16 protein-coding genes are annotated in these 17,958 nt (G+C 61.5%); 5 read left to right on the top strand and 11 right to left on the bottom strand.

All coding sequences use genetic code 11. The features are described 5' to 3' along the window. Positions 1–188 precede the first annotated feature (188 nt). A complete protein-coding gene (serA, locus tag J5M73_RS02335) occupies positions 189–1,418 on the top strand; it encodes a phosphoglycerate dehydrogenase (protein ID WP_011064084.1) in 1,230 nt (409 codons plus the stop codon). Between the two features lie 123 nt (positions 1,419–1,541). On the opposite strand, the gene J5M73_RS02330 is transcribed toward serA, so the two are convergent. Beyond that, positions 1,542–1,979 carry a DUF4399 domain-containing protein gene (locus J5M73_RS02330; RefSeq protein WP_102862135.1) on the bottom strand — a complete coding sequence of 146 codons (438 nt, stop codon included), beginning with the start codon at positions 1,977–1,979 and terminating at the stop codon, positions 1,542–1,544. A gap of 132 nt (positions 1,980–2,111) precedes the next feature. Between J5M73_RS02330 and J5M73_RS02325 the strand changes: the two genes are divergently transcribed. After that, positions 2,112–2,897 carry a transporter substrate-binding domain-containing protein gene (locus J5M73_RS02325; protein WP_102862136.1) on the top strand — a complete coding sequence of 262 codons (786 nt, stop codon included), beginning with the start codon at positions 2,112–2,114 and terminating at the stop codon, positions 2,895–2,897. A gap of 151 nt (positions 2,898–3,048) precedes the next feature. Here the strand turns inward: J5M73_RS02325 and J5M73_RS02320 are convergent, their stop codons facing one another. Together J5M73_RS02320 and J5M73_RS02315 are read right to left on the bottom strand one after the other, a co-directional pair. After that, positions 3,049–3,537, bottom strand: coding sequence for a DUF523 domain-containing protein (locus J5M73_RS02320; RefSeq protein WP_102862529.1), 489 nt, complete (start codon positions 3,535–3,537; stop codon positions 3,049–3,051). A gap of 2 nt (positions 3,538–3,539) precedes the next feature. Beyond that, a complete protein-coding gene (locus J5M73_RS02315) occupies positions 3,540–4,172 on the bottom strand; it encodes a 2OG-Fe(II) oxygenase (protein WP_162884161.1) in 633 nt (210 codons plus the stop codon). A 162-nt stretch (positions 4,173–4,334) separates the two neighbouring features. On the opposite strand from J5M73_RS02315, the gene J5M73_RS02310 reads away from it, so the two are divergent. Beyond that, positions 4,335–5,087, top strand: a complete 753-nt coding sequence (locus tag J5M73_RS02310) for a DUF2059 domain-containing protein (protein WP_102862138.1) — start codon at positions 4,335–4,337, stop codon at positions 5,085–5,087. Positions 5,088–5,234: 147 nt separating this feature from the next. Here the strand turns inward: J5M73_RS02310 and J5M73_RS02305 are convergent, their stop codons facing one another. Beyond that, on the bottom strand, positions 5,235–6,173 hold the full coding sequence (locus J5M73_RS02305) for an alpha/beta hydrolase (RefSeq protein ID WP_102862139.1): 939 nt from the start codon (positions 6,171–6,173) through the stop codon (positions 5,235–5,237). Between the two features lie 111 nt (positions 6,174–6,284). Between J5M73_RS02305 and J5M73_RS02300 the strand changes: the two genes are divergently transcribed. After that, on the top strand, positions 6,285–6,863 hold the full coding sequence (locus J5M73_RS02300) for a DUF6436 domain-containing protein (protein ID WP_102862140.1): 579 nt from the start codon (positions 6,285–6,287) through the stop codon (positions 6,861–6,863). Positions 6,864–6,970: 107 nt separating this feature from the next. Then, entirely contained in the window at positions 6,971–9,379 is a 2,409-nt protein-coding gene (locus tag J5M73_RS02295; protein WP_207166723.1) for a penicillin acylase family protein, read from the top strand. A 186-nt stretch (positions 9,380–9,565) separates the two neighbouring features. On the opposite strand, the gene J5M73_RS02290 is transcribed toward J5M73_RS02295, so the two are convergent. The 7 genes from J5M73_RS02290 to J5M73_RS02260 all read right to left on the bottom strand — a co-directional run bounded on the left by J5M73_RS02290 (position 9,566) and on the right by J5M73_RS02260 (position 17,930). Beyond that, a complete protein-coding gene (locus J5M73_RS02290; RefSeq protein WP_102862142.1) occupies positions 9,566–10,456 on the bottom strand; it encodes an ABC transporter permease subunit in 891 nt (296 codons plus the stop codon). Continuing rightward, positions 10,453–11,334: an ABC transporter permease subunit gene (locus J5M73_RS02285; protein ID WP_177431301.1), complete on the bottom strand. Its 882-nt coding sequence runs from the start codon at positions 11,332–11,334 to the stop codon at positions 10,453–10,455. The genes J5M73_RS02290 and J5M73_RS02285 overlap by 4 nt, the downstream gene beginning before the upstream one ends. Before the next feature lie 35 nt (positions 11,335–11,369). Beyond that, positions 11,370–12,512 (bottom strand): polyamine ABC transporter ATP-binding protein, encoded by a 1,143-nt coding sequence (potA, locus tag J5M73_RS02280; RefSeq protein WP_041120308.1) that lies wholly within the window; start codon positions 12,510–12,512, stop codon positions 11,370–11,372. 71 nt (positions 12,513–12,583) lie between these two features. Continuing rightward, positions 12,584–13,678, bottom strand: a complete 1,095-nt coding sequence (locus J5M73_RS02275; protein ID WP_102862144.1) for a polyamine ABC transporter substrate-binding protein — start codon at positions 13,676–13,678, stop codon at positions 12,584–12,586. Between the two features lie 189 nt (positions 13,679–13,867). Continuing rightward, complete coding sequence (locus J5M73_RS02270; RefSeq protein ID WP_102862145.1) at positions 13,868–14,965, bottom strand: polyamine ABC transporter substrate-binding protein; 1,098 nt, start codon at positions 14,963–14,965, stop codon at positions 13,868–13,870. Between the two features lie 185 nt (positions 14,966–15,150). Next, on the bottom strand, positions 15,151–16,515 hold the full coding sequence (locus J5M73_RS02265; RefSeq protein ID WP_102862146.1) for an aspartate aminotransferase family protein: 1,365 nt from the start codon (positions 16,513–16,515) through the stop codon (positions 15,151–15,153). Between the two features lie 56 nt (positions 16,516–16,571). Continuing rightward, positions 16,572–17,930 (bottom strand): glutamine synthetase family protein, encoded by a 1,359-nt coding sequence (locus J5M73_RS02260; RefSeq protein ID WP_102862147.1) that lies wholly within the window; start codon positions 17,928–17,930, stop codon positions 16,572–16,574. Between the last annotated feature and the right edge of the window lie 28 nt (positions 17,931–17,958).

The following is a 17,958-nucleotide window of genomic DNA, read 5'->3' as shown; positions in this document are numbered from 1 at the left end:
CAATTCATGGTCATCCTGAGAACGCTTCACGTCGCAGGAATGAGTGTTTAGCGGGGCGCGTATGCTAGCATACCGCCCCCGCAGGAGAGTGCCCAAGGGCCTTCCCGCGGTGGCGGTTGCATGCCGTCCAGGTCAGCTCAAGCTGTCCATTTCCCTGCCATTTTTCTCCGGGACACAGGTTTACGCAGATGAGCAAGACTTCTCTCGATAAGAGCAAGATCAAGTTCCTTCTCCTCGAAGGCGTCCACCAATCCGCTGTCGACGTCCTCAAGGCCGCCGGCTACACCAGCATCGAGTACCTCACCGGTTCTCTGCCGGAAGCCCAGCTCAAGGAAAAGATCGCCGATGCACACTTCATCGGCATTCGCTCCCGCACTCAACTGACCGAAGAGATCTTCGACCACGCGAAGAAACTGGTCGCAGTGGGTTGCTTCTGCATCGGCACCAACCAGGTTGACCTGTCCGCCGCTCGCGAGCGCGGCATCGCGGTGTTCAACGCGCCTTACTCCAACACCCGTTCGGTCGCCGAACTGGTACTGGCCGAGGCCATCCTGCTGCTGCGCGGCATCCCTGAGAAAAACGCTTCCTGCCACCGTGGCGGCTGGATCAAGAGCGCGGCCAACTCCTTCGAAATCCGCGGCAAGAAGCTGGGTATCGTCGGTTATGGCTCCATTGGTACTCAGCTGTCGGTCCTGGCCGAAGGCCTGGGGATGCAGGTGTTCTTCTATGACACCGTGACCAAGCTGCCACTGGGCAACGCCACCCAGGTGGGCAACCTGCACGAACTGCTGGGCATGTCCGACATCGTCACCCTGCACGTGCCGGAAACCGCGGCCACTCAGTGGATGATCGGCGAAAAGGAAATCCGTGCCATCAAGAAAGGCGGCATCCTGATCAACGCCGCTCGCGGCACCGTGGTTGAGCTGGACGCCCTGGCGGACGCGATCAAGGACAAGCACCTGATCGGCGCGGCCATCGACGTGTTCCCGGTTGAACCGCGCTCCAACGACGAAGAGTTCGAAAGCCCGCTGCGCGGCCTGGACAACGTGATCCTGACTCCGCACATCGGCGGCTCCACCGCTGAAGCCCAAGCCAACATCGGCCTGGAAGTGGCAGAGAAGCTGGTCAAGTACAGCGACAACGGTACTTCGGTCTCCTCGGTCAACTTCCCGGAAGTGGCGCTGCCGGCCCACCCTGGCAAGCACCGCCTGCTGCACATCCACGAGAACATCCCGGGTGTGATGAGCGAGATCAACAAGGTCTTCGCCGAAAACGGCATCAACATCTCCGGTCAGTTCCTGCAGACCAACGAAAAGGTCGGCTACGTGGTAATCGACGTCGACGCCGAGTACTCGGACCTGGCGCAAGAGAAGCTGCAGCACATCAACGGCACCATCCGTTGCCGTGTGCTGTTCTAAGAGCTGCGGCAAGTTTCAAGCTGCAAGCCATAACTGGCTTGCAGCTTGTAGCTGAAACCTTGCAGCTAGCTGCGCAAAAAAGGGAGCCCATCAAGGCTCCCTTTTTTTGCGCAGCGTTTACGATTATTTCACTATTACTGTGATTTTCTTGGAGACGATGACCGGGCTGAACGGCACGTGGTTCTTGTCGCCCAGCTCCAACTGCAGGGTGTGCTTGCCCGGGGTCAGGGTCACTTCGGTTTCGGTCTGGGCCTTGCCGAAATGCAGGTGGTTGGCGTCCATCGGGATCGGCAGGTTCTCGGCCGGCAGTTGATCGACATCGATCAGCAGGTGATGGTGGCCGGTATTGGCGGTCTGATCGCCCGCCGGTGCCAGGGCAATGCCTTCAACGCCGAACTTGACCTTGAAGGTCTTGTCCACGGTGGCTCCATCAGCAGGTGAAACGATGAACACCTTGGCGCCCGCTGGTGCCTGAGTACGAGGAATATCCGCCGCGCCCGCCAGCATCGAAGCTCCAAGCAACAGACTGGCCAAGGCCGCACGGGACATAAAATTTTTCATTATCTTCTCCAGTTTTTCCGCAAATCTTTTACGGTTATGACAACTTCGTGGCGATTCGTTGTCGAAGGCACTCAACACCTTAGCAAAGCGAGCCTGAACGGCGCATCGCTCATATAAATTCAAGGAGTGACCATGCGTTTCCTGCCTGGCCTGATACTTTTGCTACCCCTTGTGAGCACTGGCGCTCAAGCCGAACTGATGGACGACATCAATGACCGCGGGGAACTGCGCATCGCCCTGGAAGCCAATACGCCACCTTTCAACTTCAAGGACGACGGCAAACTCACCGGCTTCGAGGTGGAGTTGGGGCAGTTGCTGGCCAGTGAGCTGGACGTGCGCGCGGACTTCGTGGTGACCGCGGCGGCCGAGTTGCTGCCGGGTGTGGAGAGCGGCAAGTTCGACGTGGCCATCAACCACATAGCAGTGACCCCGGAACTCAAGGATCGTTTCGATTTCAGCGAGCCCTATAGCTATTCCAGCGCCCAGTTGATCGTGCGCAAGGAAGAACAACGCCCGCTGCTCTCCCTCCAGGCCCTGCGTGGCCAGGCGCTGGGCGTGGCTCAGGGCAGCCAGTTCGTTGATCAGGCACGGACCGTGGAAGGCATCAACCTGCGCAGCTATGCCGATGCCCAGCAACCGATCAAGGATGTGGCGGACAAACAGATCGACGCGGCCATCAGCGACCGCCTGCTGATTCCCTACGCCATTCGCGACAGTCGCCTGCCAGTCAAGGAAGGCGCCAAGGTGGGCCCGACCCTGAGCCTGGCGATTCCCTTCCAGAAAGGAAACCCGGCGTTCCAGGCGAGCCTGGACAGCGCCCTGCAGCGAATCAAGGCCGATGGGCGATTGATGGCCCTGTCGGAAAAATGGTTCGGCATGGATGCGAGCAAACCGCCCAAGAGCGACGCCGGGCAGTAAACGACACAACCTGCCGGATTGAGCTGTAGCCGCTGCCGCAGGCTGCGAACGGCCCGAAGGGACGCAGGGATTTGGCCGCTAGAGGTCGGCGAGAGACCGCCAGGCAAGGCTCTGCGAGCCTTTTCGCAGCCTCGCCGGGGCTCGGCAGCGGCTACAAGGACAATGTGGCCAGGGCGGCAGCGGCTTCGGGGAGTTGCAGTTCGCTGAAGACCTGAACCCCGTGCCGCTTCAGCAAAGCCGCGGTCACCCCTTCGCCCTGGACTTTGACCCCGCTGAAGGTGCCGTCGTAGGTCAGCAGGTTGCCGCAGGATGGGCTGTTGGCCTTGAGCACGGCAACGCGAATCCCGTGCTGTTCCACCAGCTCAAGCGCCTGGCGCGCCCCAGAGAGGAACTGGGCGCTGACATCTTCGCCTTCCGTGGTCATCACCGGTGCCCGCCCTGCAAGCACATCGCCGCCCTGACCACCGGGAATCTCCGCCGCCGCCCGTGGCGTCGGCAAGCCACCGGCCACTTCCGGACAGAGCGCAACCACCCGCCCCTCTTGCAGCCAGGCGGCCAGTTGATCAAACGGGCCGCTGGCGCCGCCGTCGTAGCGTACGCGGTGGCCCAACAGACAGCGACTGACCAGAACCTTGTGCATCATCAGAACGGCTCGTTGCCACGACGCCGGAACCAACCGGTCAAGGACAGGCGTTCCCGGGTCGCTGGGAGGACTTCATGGGGTACCTCGCCAGAGAGAAACACCACTAGCCGGCCCCCGACGGGGGCTACATCGTATGGTTCCTGATCGTTCAGGTACATGCGCAGTTGCCCGCCGTGTTCGGGCAACCATTGCGAGTTGAGGTAGATCACTGCCGACACCATGCGCCGGTCGTCATCGCGAAAGCGATCCACGTGACGCTTGTAGAAGGCGCCCGGCGGGTACATCGCGAAGTGACATTCGAAATCCTCAAGCCCGAGAAACAGGCCTCGATTGAGGGCCTCGCGCAGGCTGTCCATCAACCCCAGATAGGTATCGACGGCCTCGGCCTGGCCGGGCTCGAGCCACTGGATATGGTCGCCGCGAATACCCTCGCGTATCTCCTGGGCCGGGCCTCGCCCTACCGCCGCAGGCGCCAGTTCACCTTCTATTGCACGTTTACGGCACTCAGCCGCCAGTTCGAGGGTCAGACCCTCGGGCAGGAAAATATTCTGCTGCGACCAGCCACAGGCGGCCAGGTCGTCGACGATACGCAACAACAGCGGATGATCAGAGGGTATTTGCATGGCGCGCATAGTATCCAGCATCAGATAAATCTGACAGAGCCACAGAGCGGAGGATCACGCATTTTTTTTCAATGCACTTTCCACTCATTACTTTAGCGGGCGATCCTGATACGAATTCTCGACAACCATCGCCTTGCCCCGGAGAATAGTCGCCTGCTGACAGGAGTCCTTATGCGCCGTTTGCTTTTCTCACTGTTGATGTTCTGCGCCTTGCCTGCCTGGGCAGACAGCCACGACCAGTTGTACAAGGTCGCCGGTTGGCCGGAACAGCGCGCGCATTTCAACGATGCCCTCAGCGCCGCCCAGCAGCGCTACCAGAACAGCTTGCCGCCAGCGGTCTACCAGGCCCTGGTGGACAACAGCAACCAGCGCTTTGCGCCCCAGGCCGTGGACCGTCGCGCCGAAGAGCAACTGCGCCGGCATCTCGCCAATCCCGCCCCCGCCCTGGCTTTCTTCCAGTCGCCCCTGGGCCGCAAGATCGTCGCCGCCGAACTGCTGGCCACCCGTCGCGACCAGTTGGCCAAGAATGCTCAGGGCCTGCCGAAGATGCAGGTCAGCGATAACCGCCAATTGATCATCGGCCACCTGGCCCAGGCACTGCCGGCCAAGGAGGCCGGCGCGGAGGTCAGCCTGGCGATCGCCGGAGTCGCCGCAGACAGCCTGAGCCAGATGATTCCCGGCCTGCTGGGAGGGGGGCAGGCCCAGGGCATGCTCAATGGTCAGCGCCAGCGATTGATGCAGCAGATCGGCAACGACCTGAACAACACCCTGCTGTACGTTTACCGGGACCTGTCCGACACCGAGCTGGAAGAGTTCGCAACCTTCGCCGAATCCACTGAGGGCAAGGCCTATTACCAGGCAGCCCTGGCAGCGATTCGCGCCGGTCTGGCGGTCGGCCAGAGTACCTCCAGCCTCGCCCCCTGATCCAGCCAACTCACCTGTAGCCGCTGCCGAGCCCGCGAGGCTGCGCAAAGCTCCGCAGGACCTTGCCTGGCAATCCAGCGCCGAACCTCCAGCGACTCTTCGGGCCGTTCGCAGCCTACGGCAGCGGCTACACCCATCTCCCGGGGCTCAGACGTGCTGGGTCAGAAAGGCGAAGTACTGATCGCGGTACAAGGGAATTTCATTGGCCAGGTGATGCCGCGCCTCAGGCAGCATCAAGACCTCGGGGGCCGTGAACTTACCGCGAATCACTTGCAGGTTGTGCTCCCAATCCACCGTCATGTCCGCCTGCCCCTGCACGATCAGCGGCTGCCTTGAACTGCGCGGGGCCGCTTCCAGCCGCTTGATCCAACGCGCCAACGCGCCGACCCAGGCAGTGGGCAAACGTTGTGGCTGCAACGGATCGGCCTGGAGGAAGGCAAGAAAATCCGGATCGTTGGAGTTCTCGCTGAAGCGCCGGGCAATGCCGCTGACAAATGGCCGCAACAGGTAATAGCTGAGCATCGACCAGCCCCAGGCCCGCGGCCGTACCAAGGGCGAGAGCAGCACCACCTGCCCCTGGGCCGGGCTCTCGGCACCCTGGTTGAGCAAGTGATCCATGATGATCGCGCCACCGGTGCTTTGCCCGAACAAGTGCCAGGGCTGGGGCAACTCCAGAGACCGCGCCTCGGCGAACAGGCCTTGCAGTACCTGTTGATACACCGCGAAATCATCGATGCTGGCGCGCTCGCCACTGGACAGGCCGTGCCCGGGCAGGTCACAGGAAATCACCACGAAGCGGCGCTGCAGAGCCCACTCGATCACATGCCGGTACAAGCCCATGTGATCGTAGAAACCGTGGAACAGAAACAGCGTTGCCTGTGGCTGTTCCGGCCACCACACCTGCGTGACCACCTCGTAGCCCTCCACTTGAAAGCGCCCCAGGCGACTGCGTGGCACGAGCGCCCGTCCGGCGAAGTCCAGCCCATAGAAGCGCTGATAGGCCTGGGCCTCCACCGACAAGGGCTGCCCAGCCACCAGAGGTTGCAGACTGGCACGCAGGTGGTCGGGGTCGAAGGTCACGGACATGGGATTTTCCAAAGCGGGGGGCACCGGGGATAAAACAGGCTTTCTAGGCCTGCGATATTCATCTGTCGCGGCAAGCATGGCAAGCTACGCGACCTTCGAGGACCGATCTTAATGCGCCAGCCTTACCGCACCTCCCTGCTTGCCAGCCTGCTCGTCCTGATCTGCACCGTTGTGCTGTGGTGTGCCTACGACTGGTTCCAGGGACGCTATCTGCGGGCCTTCAGTGAGCACACCGCGGTGTTCTCCGGCGACCCGCTGCAACTGCCCGCCGAGCTGGCCGGCCCCGGCGCCATCCGCCTGGTGCACTTCTGGGACCCGGCCTGCCCCTGCAACGTCGGCAACCAGCAGCACCTGGCTGAACTGATCGAAACCTATGGTCCGCGGGGCGTGGAGTTCTATTCCGTGCAGAAGCCCGGCAGCCACGGCCAACTGCCCGCCACCCTGGGCCGCCTGAAGCCCCTCGACAGCCTGCCCGGTGCCGAACAGATTCCCGCCAGTCCGGCGGTGGCGATCTGGGACCGCAACGGCAAGCTGGCATACTTCGGGCCCTACAGCGAAGGCCTGACCTGCAACTCCAGCAACAGCTTCATCGAGCCTATCCTCCAGGCGCTCGAGAACCATCGCCAGATCAATGCCACCCACACCCTGGCGGTAGGCTGCTACTGTCCCTGGCCAGTCACTGCCAATTAAGGCATTCGCGACTATTCAAGGACTGCCTCCTGCGCGAGGCCCATGACTTGTGCTAAATCTCTGCTGCTCTTCCAGGGCGGCACTGAAAACAACAGCAAGGAGCCCGCATGAAACGCAGCCTGACCGTCGTCGCTGTCCTGATCCTCGCCCTGCTGGCGGGTGTCGTCGGTTATCTCTACAGCAAGCAGCCGACGCGGCAGGGCCAGGTGGAAGTCCGTGGCCTGCAAGGCTCGGTCACTGTGCGTTACGACGAGCGTGGCGTGCCCCATATCCGCGCGGAGAACGAAACCGACCTGTATCGCGCCCTGGGTTACGTCCACGCCCAGGACCGACTGTTCCAGATGGAAGTCTTGCGGCGCCTGTCCCGGGGCGAACTGGCAGAGGTCCTGGGGCCCAAGCTACTGGATACCGACAAACTGTTCCGCAGCCTGCGCATCCGCGAGCGCGCTGACAGCTATGTGGCCGGGCTCGACCGTCAGTCTCCCGCCTGGAAGGCCCTGGAAGCCTATCTGGATGGCATCAACCAGTATCAGGACAGCCACGCCAGCCCCATGGAGTTCGATGTCCTGGGCATCCACAAGCGGCCATTCACCGCAGAAGACACCGTCAGCGTCGCCGGCTTCATGGCCTACAGCTTCGCCATGGCCTTTCGCACCGAACCGCTCTTGACCTACATCCGCGACCAGTTGGGCAACGATTACCTGAAGGTCTTCGACCTCGACTGGCAGCCCAAGGGCGTGCTGGCCAAAGGCAAGCCGCAACCTTCACAGCCCCTGGCCGCTGTCGACTGGCAGGACCTGGGGCAGATCGCCCTCCTGAGCCAGCAAGCCCTGAGCGAGGCCGGACTGCCGCAATTTGAAGGCAGCAACGCCTGGGCCGTGGCCGGCGCTCGAACCAAGAGCGGACGCCCGCTGCTGGCCGGCGATCCGCACATCCGCTACTCCCTGCCGTCGGTGTGGTACGAGGCGCAGCTTTCGGCACCGGGCTTCGAACTCTACGGCCATCATCAGGCCCTGGTGCCCTTCGCCTTCCTGGGCCACAACCTGGACTTCGGCTGGAGCCTGACCATGTTCCAGAACGACGATCTCGACCTGATCGTCGAGAAGGTCAACCCGGAAAACCCCAATCAGGTCTGGTTCCATGACAAATGGGTCGATCTGATCAGCAGCGAGCAGCAGATTGCAGTCAAGGGACAGGCGCCGGTGACCCTGACCCTGCGCCAGTCGCCCCACGGCCCGATCATCAACGACATGCTCGGCACCACCGTGGGCAAGGCCCCGGTGGCCATGTGGTGGGGCTTTTTGGAAACCCCCAACCCGATCCTCGATGGTTTCTACCAGCTCAACCGCGCCGATACCCTGGTCAAGGTCCGAGCGGCCTCCGCCAAGATCCACGCCCCCGGCCTGAACATTGTCTGGGCCAACGCCAAGGGCGATATCGGCTGGTGGGCGGCGGCGCTGCTGCCCAAGCGCCCGACCGGGGCGAAACCGGCGTTCCTGCTCGACGGCAGCACCGCCATGGCTGACAAGGAGGGCTTCTACCCCTTTAGCGCCAATCCCCAGGAAGAGAACCCGGCCCGGGGCTATATCGTCTCCGCCAACTTCCAGCCCGTCTCCCCGACCGGCATGGAGATCCCCGGCTACTACAACCTCGCCGACCGGGGCCAGCAACTGGACCGTCAACTCAGTGACAAAAGCGTGAAATGGGACCTGGAAAACACCCAGAAGCTGCAGCTGGGCACGACAACCGCCTACGGGCCGCGCCTGCTGGCACCGCTGTTGCCCGTGCTGCGGGAAGTGGTCGACGCCCCCGAGGAACTGAAACTGGTGGAGCAACTGGCCAAGTGGCAGGGCGACTACCCGCTGGACTCCACCAGCGCCACCCTGTTCAACCAATTCCTGTTCGAGCTGGCCAACGCCACCTTCCATGAAAAACTCGGCGACGCCTACTTCGACGCCCTGATCCAGGCCCGAGTGGTGGATGCTGCCCTGCCCCGGCTGGCGGCCGATCCCGATTCCCCCTGGTGGGACAACCGCACCACGCCCCAGCGTGAAAGCCGGGCCGACACGGTCAAGGTGGCCTGGCACGCCAGCATCGACCACCTCAAGCGCACCCTGGGCGCCAACCCCGCGCAATGGCGCTGGGGCAGCGCCCATACCCTGACCCACGGCCACCCGCTGGGGATGCAGAAGCCTCTGGACCGGGTATTCAACGTCGGCCCCCTGGACGCCCCAGGCAGCCATGAAGTGCCTAACAACCTCACTGCCAAGATCGGTCCGGCGCCCTGGTCCGTGGTGTATGGCCCCTCGACCCGGCGCATCATCGACTTCGCCGACCCGGCCCACAGCCTGACCATCAACCCGGTGGGCCAGAGCGGCGTGCTGTTCGACAAGCACTACGACGACCAGGCCGAGGCCTACATCGAAGGGGTCTACCAACAGGCGCACTTCAGCGAAGAGGAAGTCACCGCCAACACCCGCAGCACCCTGAAGCTGCTGCCGGCCCGCCGCCCCTGAGCGCCCCGCCCCGTGGAGCTGGCTTGCCAGCGAAGAAGCCTGCAAGCCTGGCGTACATCTCGCGAACGCTTTCGCCGGCAAGCCGGCTCCTACGGCGAAACAGGCGGCATGAGGCAATAAAAAACCTCGCTCCCGGTTACGGGGCGAGGTTTTTTATTGCGAACCTGAGGTGTTGCGAACCTGAGGTCAGACCGCTTCCGGCGCCTGGGCCCGACGTACGTCAGGCTGCTTCCAGGAGTCGGCAGCACTCTCTTCGATGGCTTGCTGGATCGCGCGCTTGCGAGCTTCTTCGGCGCGGCGGCTGAAGAACCAGACCAGGAAGGTCACCAGGGACACCGCCAGCAGGATCAGGCTGGCCACGGCGTTGATCTCCGGTTTGACCCCCAGGCGCACCGCCGAGAACACTTCCATCGGCAAGGTGGTGGAGCCAGGGCCAGAGACGAAGCTCGCCAGGACCAGGTCATCCAGGGACAGGGCGAAGGACATCATGCCCCCCGCTGCCAGGGACGGCGCGATCATCGGGATGGTGATCAGGAAGAACACCTTCCACGGCCGCGCGCCCAGGTCCATGGCCGCCTCTTCGATGGACAGGTCAAGCTCGCGCAGGCGAGCCGACACCACCACCGCCACATAAGCCGCGCAGAACGTGGTGTGGGCAATCCAGATGGTGACGATGCCACGCTCCTGAGGCCAGCCGACCGCCTGAGCCATGGCCACGAACAGCAGCAACAGCGACAGGCCGGTGATCACTTCAGGCATCACCAGCGGCGCCGTCACCAGGCCACCGAACAGGGTGCGGCCCTTGAAGTGAGTGATCCGGGTCAGGACGAACGCCGCCAGGGTGCCCAGGGCCACCGCGGCAACGGCGGTGTAGCAGGCAATTTCCAGGGAGCGCAGGACCGAGCCCATGAGCTGAGTGTTATCCAGCAGGCCGATGTACCAGTTGATCGACCAGCCGCCCCAGACCGTCACCAGTTTCGAGGCGTTGAACGAGTAGATCACCAGGATCAGCATCGGCAGGTAGATGAACAACAGGCCCAGCACCAGCATCATGCTTGAGAAACTGAAGCGCTTCATTCCTTGCCCTCCATTTCTTTGGCCTGACTGCGGTTGAACAGGATGATCGGCACAATCAGGATCGCCAGCATCACCACCGCCAGGGCGGATGCCACCGGCCAGTCACGGTTGTTGAAGAACTCTTGCCAGAGCACCTTACCAATCATCAGGGTTTCCGGGCCGCCCAAGAGTTCCGGAATCACGAACTCGCCCACCACCGGGATGAACACCAGCATGCAACCGGCGATGATGCCGTTCTTGGACAGCGGCACGGTGATCTTCCAGAAGCTGTTGAAGGTGCTCGAACCCAGGTCGGCCGCGGCCTCCAGCAGGCTGGTGTCGTGCTTCACCAGGTTGGCGTACAGCGGCAGGATCATGAACGGCAGGTAGGAATAGACCACGCCGATGTACACCGCGATGTTGGTGTTGAGGATCTGCAGCGGCTCGTTGATCCAGCCCATGGACAGCAGGAAGCCGTTGAGCAGGCCGTTGTTGCTGAGGATGCCCATCCAGGCATAGACCCGAATCAGGATCGCGGTCCAGGTCGGCATCATGATCAGCAGCACCAGCACCGTCTGCAGCTCTTTACGGGCACTGGCGATGGCATAGGCCATCGGGTAGCCGATCAGCAGGCAGAGGATGGTGCTGAAGAACGCCATCTTCAGCGAGCCCAGGTAAGCCGCGATGTACAGCTCGTCGTCGCCGAGCATCGCGTAGTTGCCCAGGTTGAGCAGCACCTGCAGCTTCTGGTCGACGTAGCTGTAGATCTCGGTATACGGCGGAATGGCCACGTCCGCTTCGGCGAAGCTGATCTTCAGCACGATGAAGAACGGCAGCATGAAGAACAGGAACAGCCAGATGAACGGAACCCCGATGACCAGCTGACGGCCACCGGGAATTATTCGATTGAGTCGGCGCTTGAGCTTTCGCATGTTCATGAGCGCAGTACCACGCCGCTGTCGTCTTCCCACCACACGTAAACCTGGTCACCCCAGGTCGGCCGGGCGCCGCGACGCTCGGCGTTGGCCACGAAGGACTGCACCAGCTTGCCGCTCGGCAGCTCGACGTAGAACACCGAGTGGCCGCCCAGGTAGGCAATGTCGTGCACCTTGCCGCTGGACCAGTTGTACTCGCAGGTCGGCATCTCGGCGGTCACCAGGAGCTTTTCCGGGCGGATCGCGTAGGTCACCGACTTGTCCTGCACCGAGGTACTGATGCCGTGGCCGACATAGATGCTGCGGTCCAGGTCCTTGCAGGTGATCAGGGCGTGACCTTCGGCATCGTCCACCACTTCACCTTCGAAGATGTTGACGTTGCCGATGAATTCGCAGACCAGGCGGCTGACCGGAGTCTCGTAGATATCGATCGGGCTGCCGATCTGGGCGATCCAGCCCAGGTGCATGATGGCGATGCGTTCGGCCATGGTCATGGCCTCTTCCTGGTCGTGGGTCACCATCACGCAGGTCACGCCTACGCGCTCGATGATCTCAACCAGTTCCAGCTGCATCTGCGAGCGCAGCTTCTTGTCCAGGGCGCCCATGGGTTCGTCCAGCAGCAACAGCTTGGGACGCTTGGCCAGGGAGCGAGCCAGGGCCACGCGCTGGCGCTGGCCACCGGACAGCTGGTGCGGCTTGCGCTTGGCATACTGGCTCATCTGTACCAGCTTGAGCATCTCCGCCACCCGGGCGTCGATTTCGGCCGCTGGGATCTTGTCCTGCTTGAGGCCGAAGGCGATGTTCTGGGCCACGGTCATGTGCGGGAACAGCGCGTAGGACTGGAACATCATGTTGATCGGCCGCTCATAGGGCGGCATGTCGGTGATGTCCACACCATCGAGGAAGATTCGCCCCTCCGTTGGCCGTTCGAAACCAGCCAGCATCCGCAGCAAGGTGGACTTGCCCGAACCCGAGCCGCCGAGCAGGGCGAAGATCTCGCCCTTCTTGATTTCCAGGGACACATCGTCCACGGCAACCGTCTCGTCGAACTTCTTCGTGACCCGGTCGATTTTGACCAGCACCTGCTTAGGTGTCTGGTCGCCCTCGAGGGCTTTCTTATAGGCGCCGGAGGCAACTGCCATTTGCGAAACTCCCAACAAAATTTGCAGCCCGCCCCACGTGGGCGGACCTTGGATAGTTTGAGCCTGTGGAACTACTTACCCGTCTTGACCTTGGTCCAGCTACGGGTCATCAAGCGTTGGATATTGGGTGGCAACTCGATGGACACGTAGGTCTTGTCGAGTACAGCTTGCGGTGGATAAACCGCTTCGTCAGTGCGAATGGACTGCTCCATCAGCTTGTCCGACCCGGGGTTGGGGTTGGCGTAACCGACGTAGTCACTGACCTGGGCAATCACCTCAGGTTGCAGCAAATAGTTGATGAAGGCGTGAGCCTCCTTGACGTTGGTCGAGTCCTTGGGGATCGCCAGCATGTCGAACCACAGGGCACCGCCTTCCTTCGGAATCGCGTAGGCGATGTTCACGCCCTTGCCAGCGTCGGCGGCCCGGGCCTTGGCCTGGAACACGTCGCCGGAAAAGCCGATGGCCACGCAGATATTGCCGTTGGCCAGGTCCGAGATGTACTTGGACGAGTGGAAGTAGGTCACGTAGGGACGCACCGCCAGCAACTTGGCTTCGGCCTTCTTGTAGTCCTGGGGGTTGGTGCTGTTGGCATCCAGGCCCAGGTAATTGAGGACCGTGGGCATCATTTCATCGGCAGAATCAAGGAAGGCCACGCCGCAGCTGTTGAGCTTCTTGATGTTCTCCGGCTCGAACAGCACGCCCCAGGAGTCGATCTTGTCCACGCCCAGCACGGCCTTGACCTTGTCGACGTTGTAGCCAATGCCATTGGTGCCCCACAGGTACGGCACCGCGTACTGGTTGCCCGGGTCGTTCATCTCCAGACGCTTGAGCAGCGCCGTATCGAGATTGGAGTAGTTAGGCAGCAGGCTCTTGTCGAGTTTCTGGAAAGCCCCGGCCTTGATCTGTTTGCCCAGAAAGTGGTTGGACGGCACCACCACGTCATAACCGGTACGACCGGCCAGCAACTTGCCTTCCAGGGTTTCGTTGGAATCGAAAACGTCATACACCGGCTTGATGCCCGTGGCTTTTTCAAATTCGGCCAGGGTGTTCTGACCGATGTAGTCGGACCAGTTATAAATATGCACGGTCGGTGCAGCCTGCGCGCCAGCCACCAGCGTCAGGCTGGCGGCGACCAGCATGGCTTTGCGAAATAAAGAAATAGGCAAGTGGAGGTCCTCTTAAATAGTTGGGCCCAAGTTGCCCCGCGCTACCTGACAGCCTCCGAGCTGCCCAGCAACAAAACCGGCGCGCAACTTACCCTCGATAAACCAATCCAGCAAAACTTTCTGTCATTTAATTGTTACCTGTTGCCGCCCTCGCCACGATGACGGCAACAGGTCGTGCTGCAAATTGGCTTATTTGCCGGATTTGATCTTGGTCCAGCTGCGGGTCAGGATGCGCTGGGTCGCGGCCGGCAGGTCAGCAATCGCGTACAGCTTGGCCTGTACGTCAGCTGGCGGGTAAACGCCCGGGTCGCTGGTGATGTCTTTATCGACCAACGGGGTTGCAGCCGCGTTACCGTTGGGGAAACGCACGGCGTTGGTGATTTCGGCCATGACTTCAGGCTTTTGCAGGAAGGTCATGAACTTGTAGGCGCCGTCGACGTTTTCCGCGTCTTTAGGGATGGCGACCATGTCGTAGAAGCTGCCAGCACCCTCTTTCGGAATGTTGTAGCTGACCTTGACCTTGTCACCGGCTTCGGCGGCGCGGGCCTTGGCCTGATAGATATCGCCCGAGTAACCCACGGCGACGCAGATATTGCCGTTAGCCAGGTCGGAGATGTACTTGGACGAGTGGAAATAGGCGATCGAAGGACGGATCTTGAGGAACAGGGCTTCGGCTTCAGCCAGTTGCTTCTTGTCCTGACTGTCGGTCGGGTAGCCCAGGTAGTGCAGCGCCACCGGAATCATCTCGGTTGGCGAATCGAGGAAACTGACGCCACAAGCCTTCAACTTCTCGGCGTTTTCCGGCTTGAACAGCAGGTCCCAGGAGTTGGTCGGTGCGTCGGCACCCAATACCGCCTTGACCTTCTCGGCGTTGAAACCGATGCCGATCGAACCCCACATGTAAGGGAAGGCGTGCTTGTTGCCCGGGTCGCTCACCGATACCGCCTTGAGCAGCGATTCGTTGAGGTTCTTCCAGTTCGGCAACTTGGACTTGTCCAGTTCCTGATAGACACCGGCCTTGATCTGCTTGGCCAGGAAGTTGTTGGAAGGCACGACTACGTCGTAACCGGATTTGCCGGCGAGCAACTTGGCTTCCAGGGTTTCGTTGCTGTCGAACACGTCATAGACCACTTTGATGCCCGACTCGGCTTCAAATTTCTTGATGGTGTCCGGGGCGATGTAATCGGACCAGTTATAAACGTGCAGTACTTTATCGTCCGCCTGCGCTGCCGCCGCCATCACGCCCATCAGGGACATGGCGAGGAGGGTCTTGCCAGCTAACTTCATACCTAATGCCTTCATGCGTAATGCTCCAATTATTCTTTTTTAACCACTCGCTCAGCGGCCAGTCTCAGGGCAACCAAAACGGCGGGTAGTCTGGCAAGATCCAAGGCCGGCTTTCAAGGAAAGACCCATCCTTTATATCTGCTTCGAGCGCCGTGCCCGTAAGCACCACGCTCAAAGCCTAGCACTCAGTTCTGCAGCACACTCAAGGTCAGATCCAGGCACTTGCGCGCCTTGGCCACCAGTTCGTCGATCTCCGCCTCGCTGATCACCAGCGGTGGCGCAATGATCATGGTGTCGCCCACGGCACGCATGATCAGACCGTTATCGAAGCAGAACTGTCGGCAGATCATGCCCACGCCGCGGCCTTCATAGCGCGCGCGGGTGGCCTTGTCCTTGACCAGCTCGATCGCCCCCAGCAGGCCTACCCCGCGAACCTCACCCACCAACGGATGATCACTCAGCTCACGCAGACGTTTCTGCAAATAGGGTGCCGCTTTTTCGTGGGCGCGCTGGATAATTTTTTCATCGCGCATGATGCGGATGTTTTCCAGGGCCACGGCTGCGGCCACCGGATGGCCGGAGTAGGTGAAACCGTGGTTGAAATCGCCGCCCTCGTTGAGCACCGCCACCACTTCGTCACGGACAATCAGGCCGCCCATGGGGATGTAGCCGGAGGTCAGGCCCTTGGCGATGGTCATCATGTCGGGCTTGAGGTCGTAGAAATCGCTACCGAACCACTCACCGGTGCGGCCGAAGCCACAGATCACTTCGTCGGCGACGAAGAGGATGTCGTACTTGGCGAGGATTTCCTTGATCCGCGGCCAGTAGCTGTCCGGCGGCACAATCACGCCGCCAGCGCCCTGGATCGGCTCGGCGATAAAGGCACCGACGTTATCCACACCCAGTTCCAGAATCTTCTCTTCCAACTGGTTGGCCGCCCAGATACCGAACTCTTCGGGGCTCATGTCGCCACCTTCACCGAACCAGTACGGTTGCGGGATATGAACGATACCCGGAATCGGCAGGTCGCCCTGTTCGTGCATGTAGGTCATGCCGCCGAGGCTGGCGCCGGCCACGGTGGAACCGTGGTAGCCGTTGACCCGGCTGATGATGGTCTTCTTGTTCGGCTGGCCCTTGATCGCCCAGTAATGGCGGACCATGCGCAGCATGGTGTCGTTGCCTTCGGAGCCGGAACCGGTGAAGAACACGTGGTTCATGCCTTCTGGCGCGATATCAGCGATCGCCTTGGACAGCTCCAGCACCGGCGGGTGGGCGGTCTGGAAGAACAGGTTGTAATAGGGCAGTTCGCGCATTTGCTTGCTGGCCGCTTCCGCCAGTTCATCACGGCCATAGCCAATGGCTACGCACCACAGGCCGGCCATGCCGTCGAGAATCTGATTGCCTTCACTGTCCCAGAGGTACACACCCTTGGCATGGGTGATGATCCGCGGCCCCTTCTCCTTCAATTGCTTGAAGTCACTGAAAGGCGCCAGGTGGTGATCACTGCTGAGGGTTTGCCACTCGCGGGTTTGCGGGTTTTTATGAGTCATCAATCTCTCCTAAGTGTCAGTGAAGGCGCCGCTGGGGGGCAGCGGCGCCCGGCGAATCAGACGGCGAACAGCAGGAATTCCCGCTCCCACGAACTGATCACGCGCTTGAAGTTTTCGTGCTCGGCCCGCTTCACCGCGACGTAGCCGGTGATGAACTTCTGGCCCAGGTACTTCTCGATGGTCTTGCTGTTTTCCATACGCTCCAGGGCGTCCTCGATGGTCAACGGCAGGCGCAGGTTGCGTCGTTCATAACCACGACCGACCACTGGCGCGCTCGGGTTGTGGCCTTCGACCATGCCGATGAAGCCGCACAACAGGCTGGCAGCAATGGCCAGGTAAGGGTTGGCGTCGGCGCCCGGCAGACGGTTTTCCACCCGACGGTTCTGCGGTCCGGCATCCGGCACCCGCAGGCCCACGGTGCGGTTCTCTTCGCCCCACTCGACGTTTACCGGCGCCGAGGTATCGGGCAGGAAGCGGCGGAACGAGTTGACGTTGGGAGCGAACAGCGGCAGCAACTCGGGGATGAACTTCTGCAGCCCGCCAATGTGGTTGAGGAACAGCTGGCTCATGGTTCCGTCTTCGTTGGAGAAGACGTTCTTGCCGGTGTTGATGTCGATGATGCTCTGGTGCAAATGCATGGCGCTACCAGGCTCGCCGGTCATGGGCTTGGCCATGAAGGTGGCCGCCACGTCGTGCTTGAGGGCCGCCTCGCGCATGGTGCGCTTGAACACCAGGATCTGGTCGGCCAGGGACAGGGCGTCGCCGTGACGGAAGTTGATCTCCATCTGCGCCGTGCCGTCTTCATGGATCAGGGTGTCCAGGTCCAGCTCCTGCAGTTCGCACCAGTCGTAGACATCTTCGAACAGCGGATCGAATTCGTTGGCCGCTTCGATGGAGAACGACTGGCGACCGGTTTCAGGGCGGCCGGAACGGCCGATCGGCGGCTGCAGCGGGTAGTCCGGGTCGTCGCTGCGCTTGGTCAGGTAGAACTCCATCTCCGGCGCCACGATGGGCTGCCAGCCGTGGTCGGCGTAGAGCTTGAGCACCTTCTTCAAGACGTTGCGAGGCGACAGCTCGATAGGGTTGCCCTGCTTGTCGTAGGTGTCGTGGATCACCTGGGCAGTGGGTTCGATGGCCCAGGGCACGAGGTACACCGCGTTCTGGTCGGGGCGGCAAATCATGTCGATGTCCGCCGGGTCCAGCAACTCGTAATAGATGTCGTCTTCGACATAGTCGCCGGTCACGGTCTGCAACAGCACGCTCTCGGGCAGGCGCATGCCTTTTTCGGCAATGAACTTGTTGGTCGGCGAGATCTTGCCCCGGGTGATACCGGTCAAGTCGCCGATCATGCATTCGACTTCTGTGATCTTGTGGTCTTTCAACCAATCGGTGAGCTGGTCGAGGTTGTTACTCATAAATGCCTCTAGGCTGAGTTTCCTGACT

This window comes from Pseudomonas sp. 50_B, from assembly GCF_017491625.1.
Classification (GTDB): domain Bacteria; phylum Pseudomonadota; class Gammaproteobacteria; order Pseudomonadales; family Pseudomonadaceae; genus Aquipseudomonas; species Aquipseudomonas danubii.
Note: the sequence above shows the minus strand (reverse complement) of the source record. Positions and strands in the feature narration are given on the sequence as shown.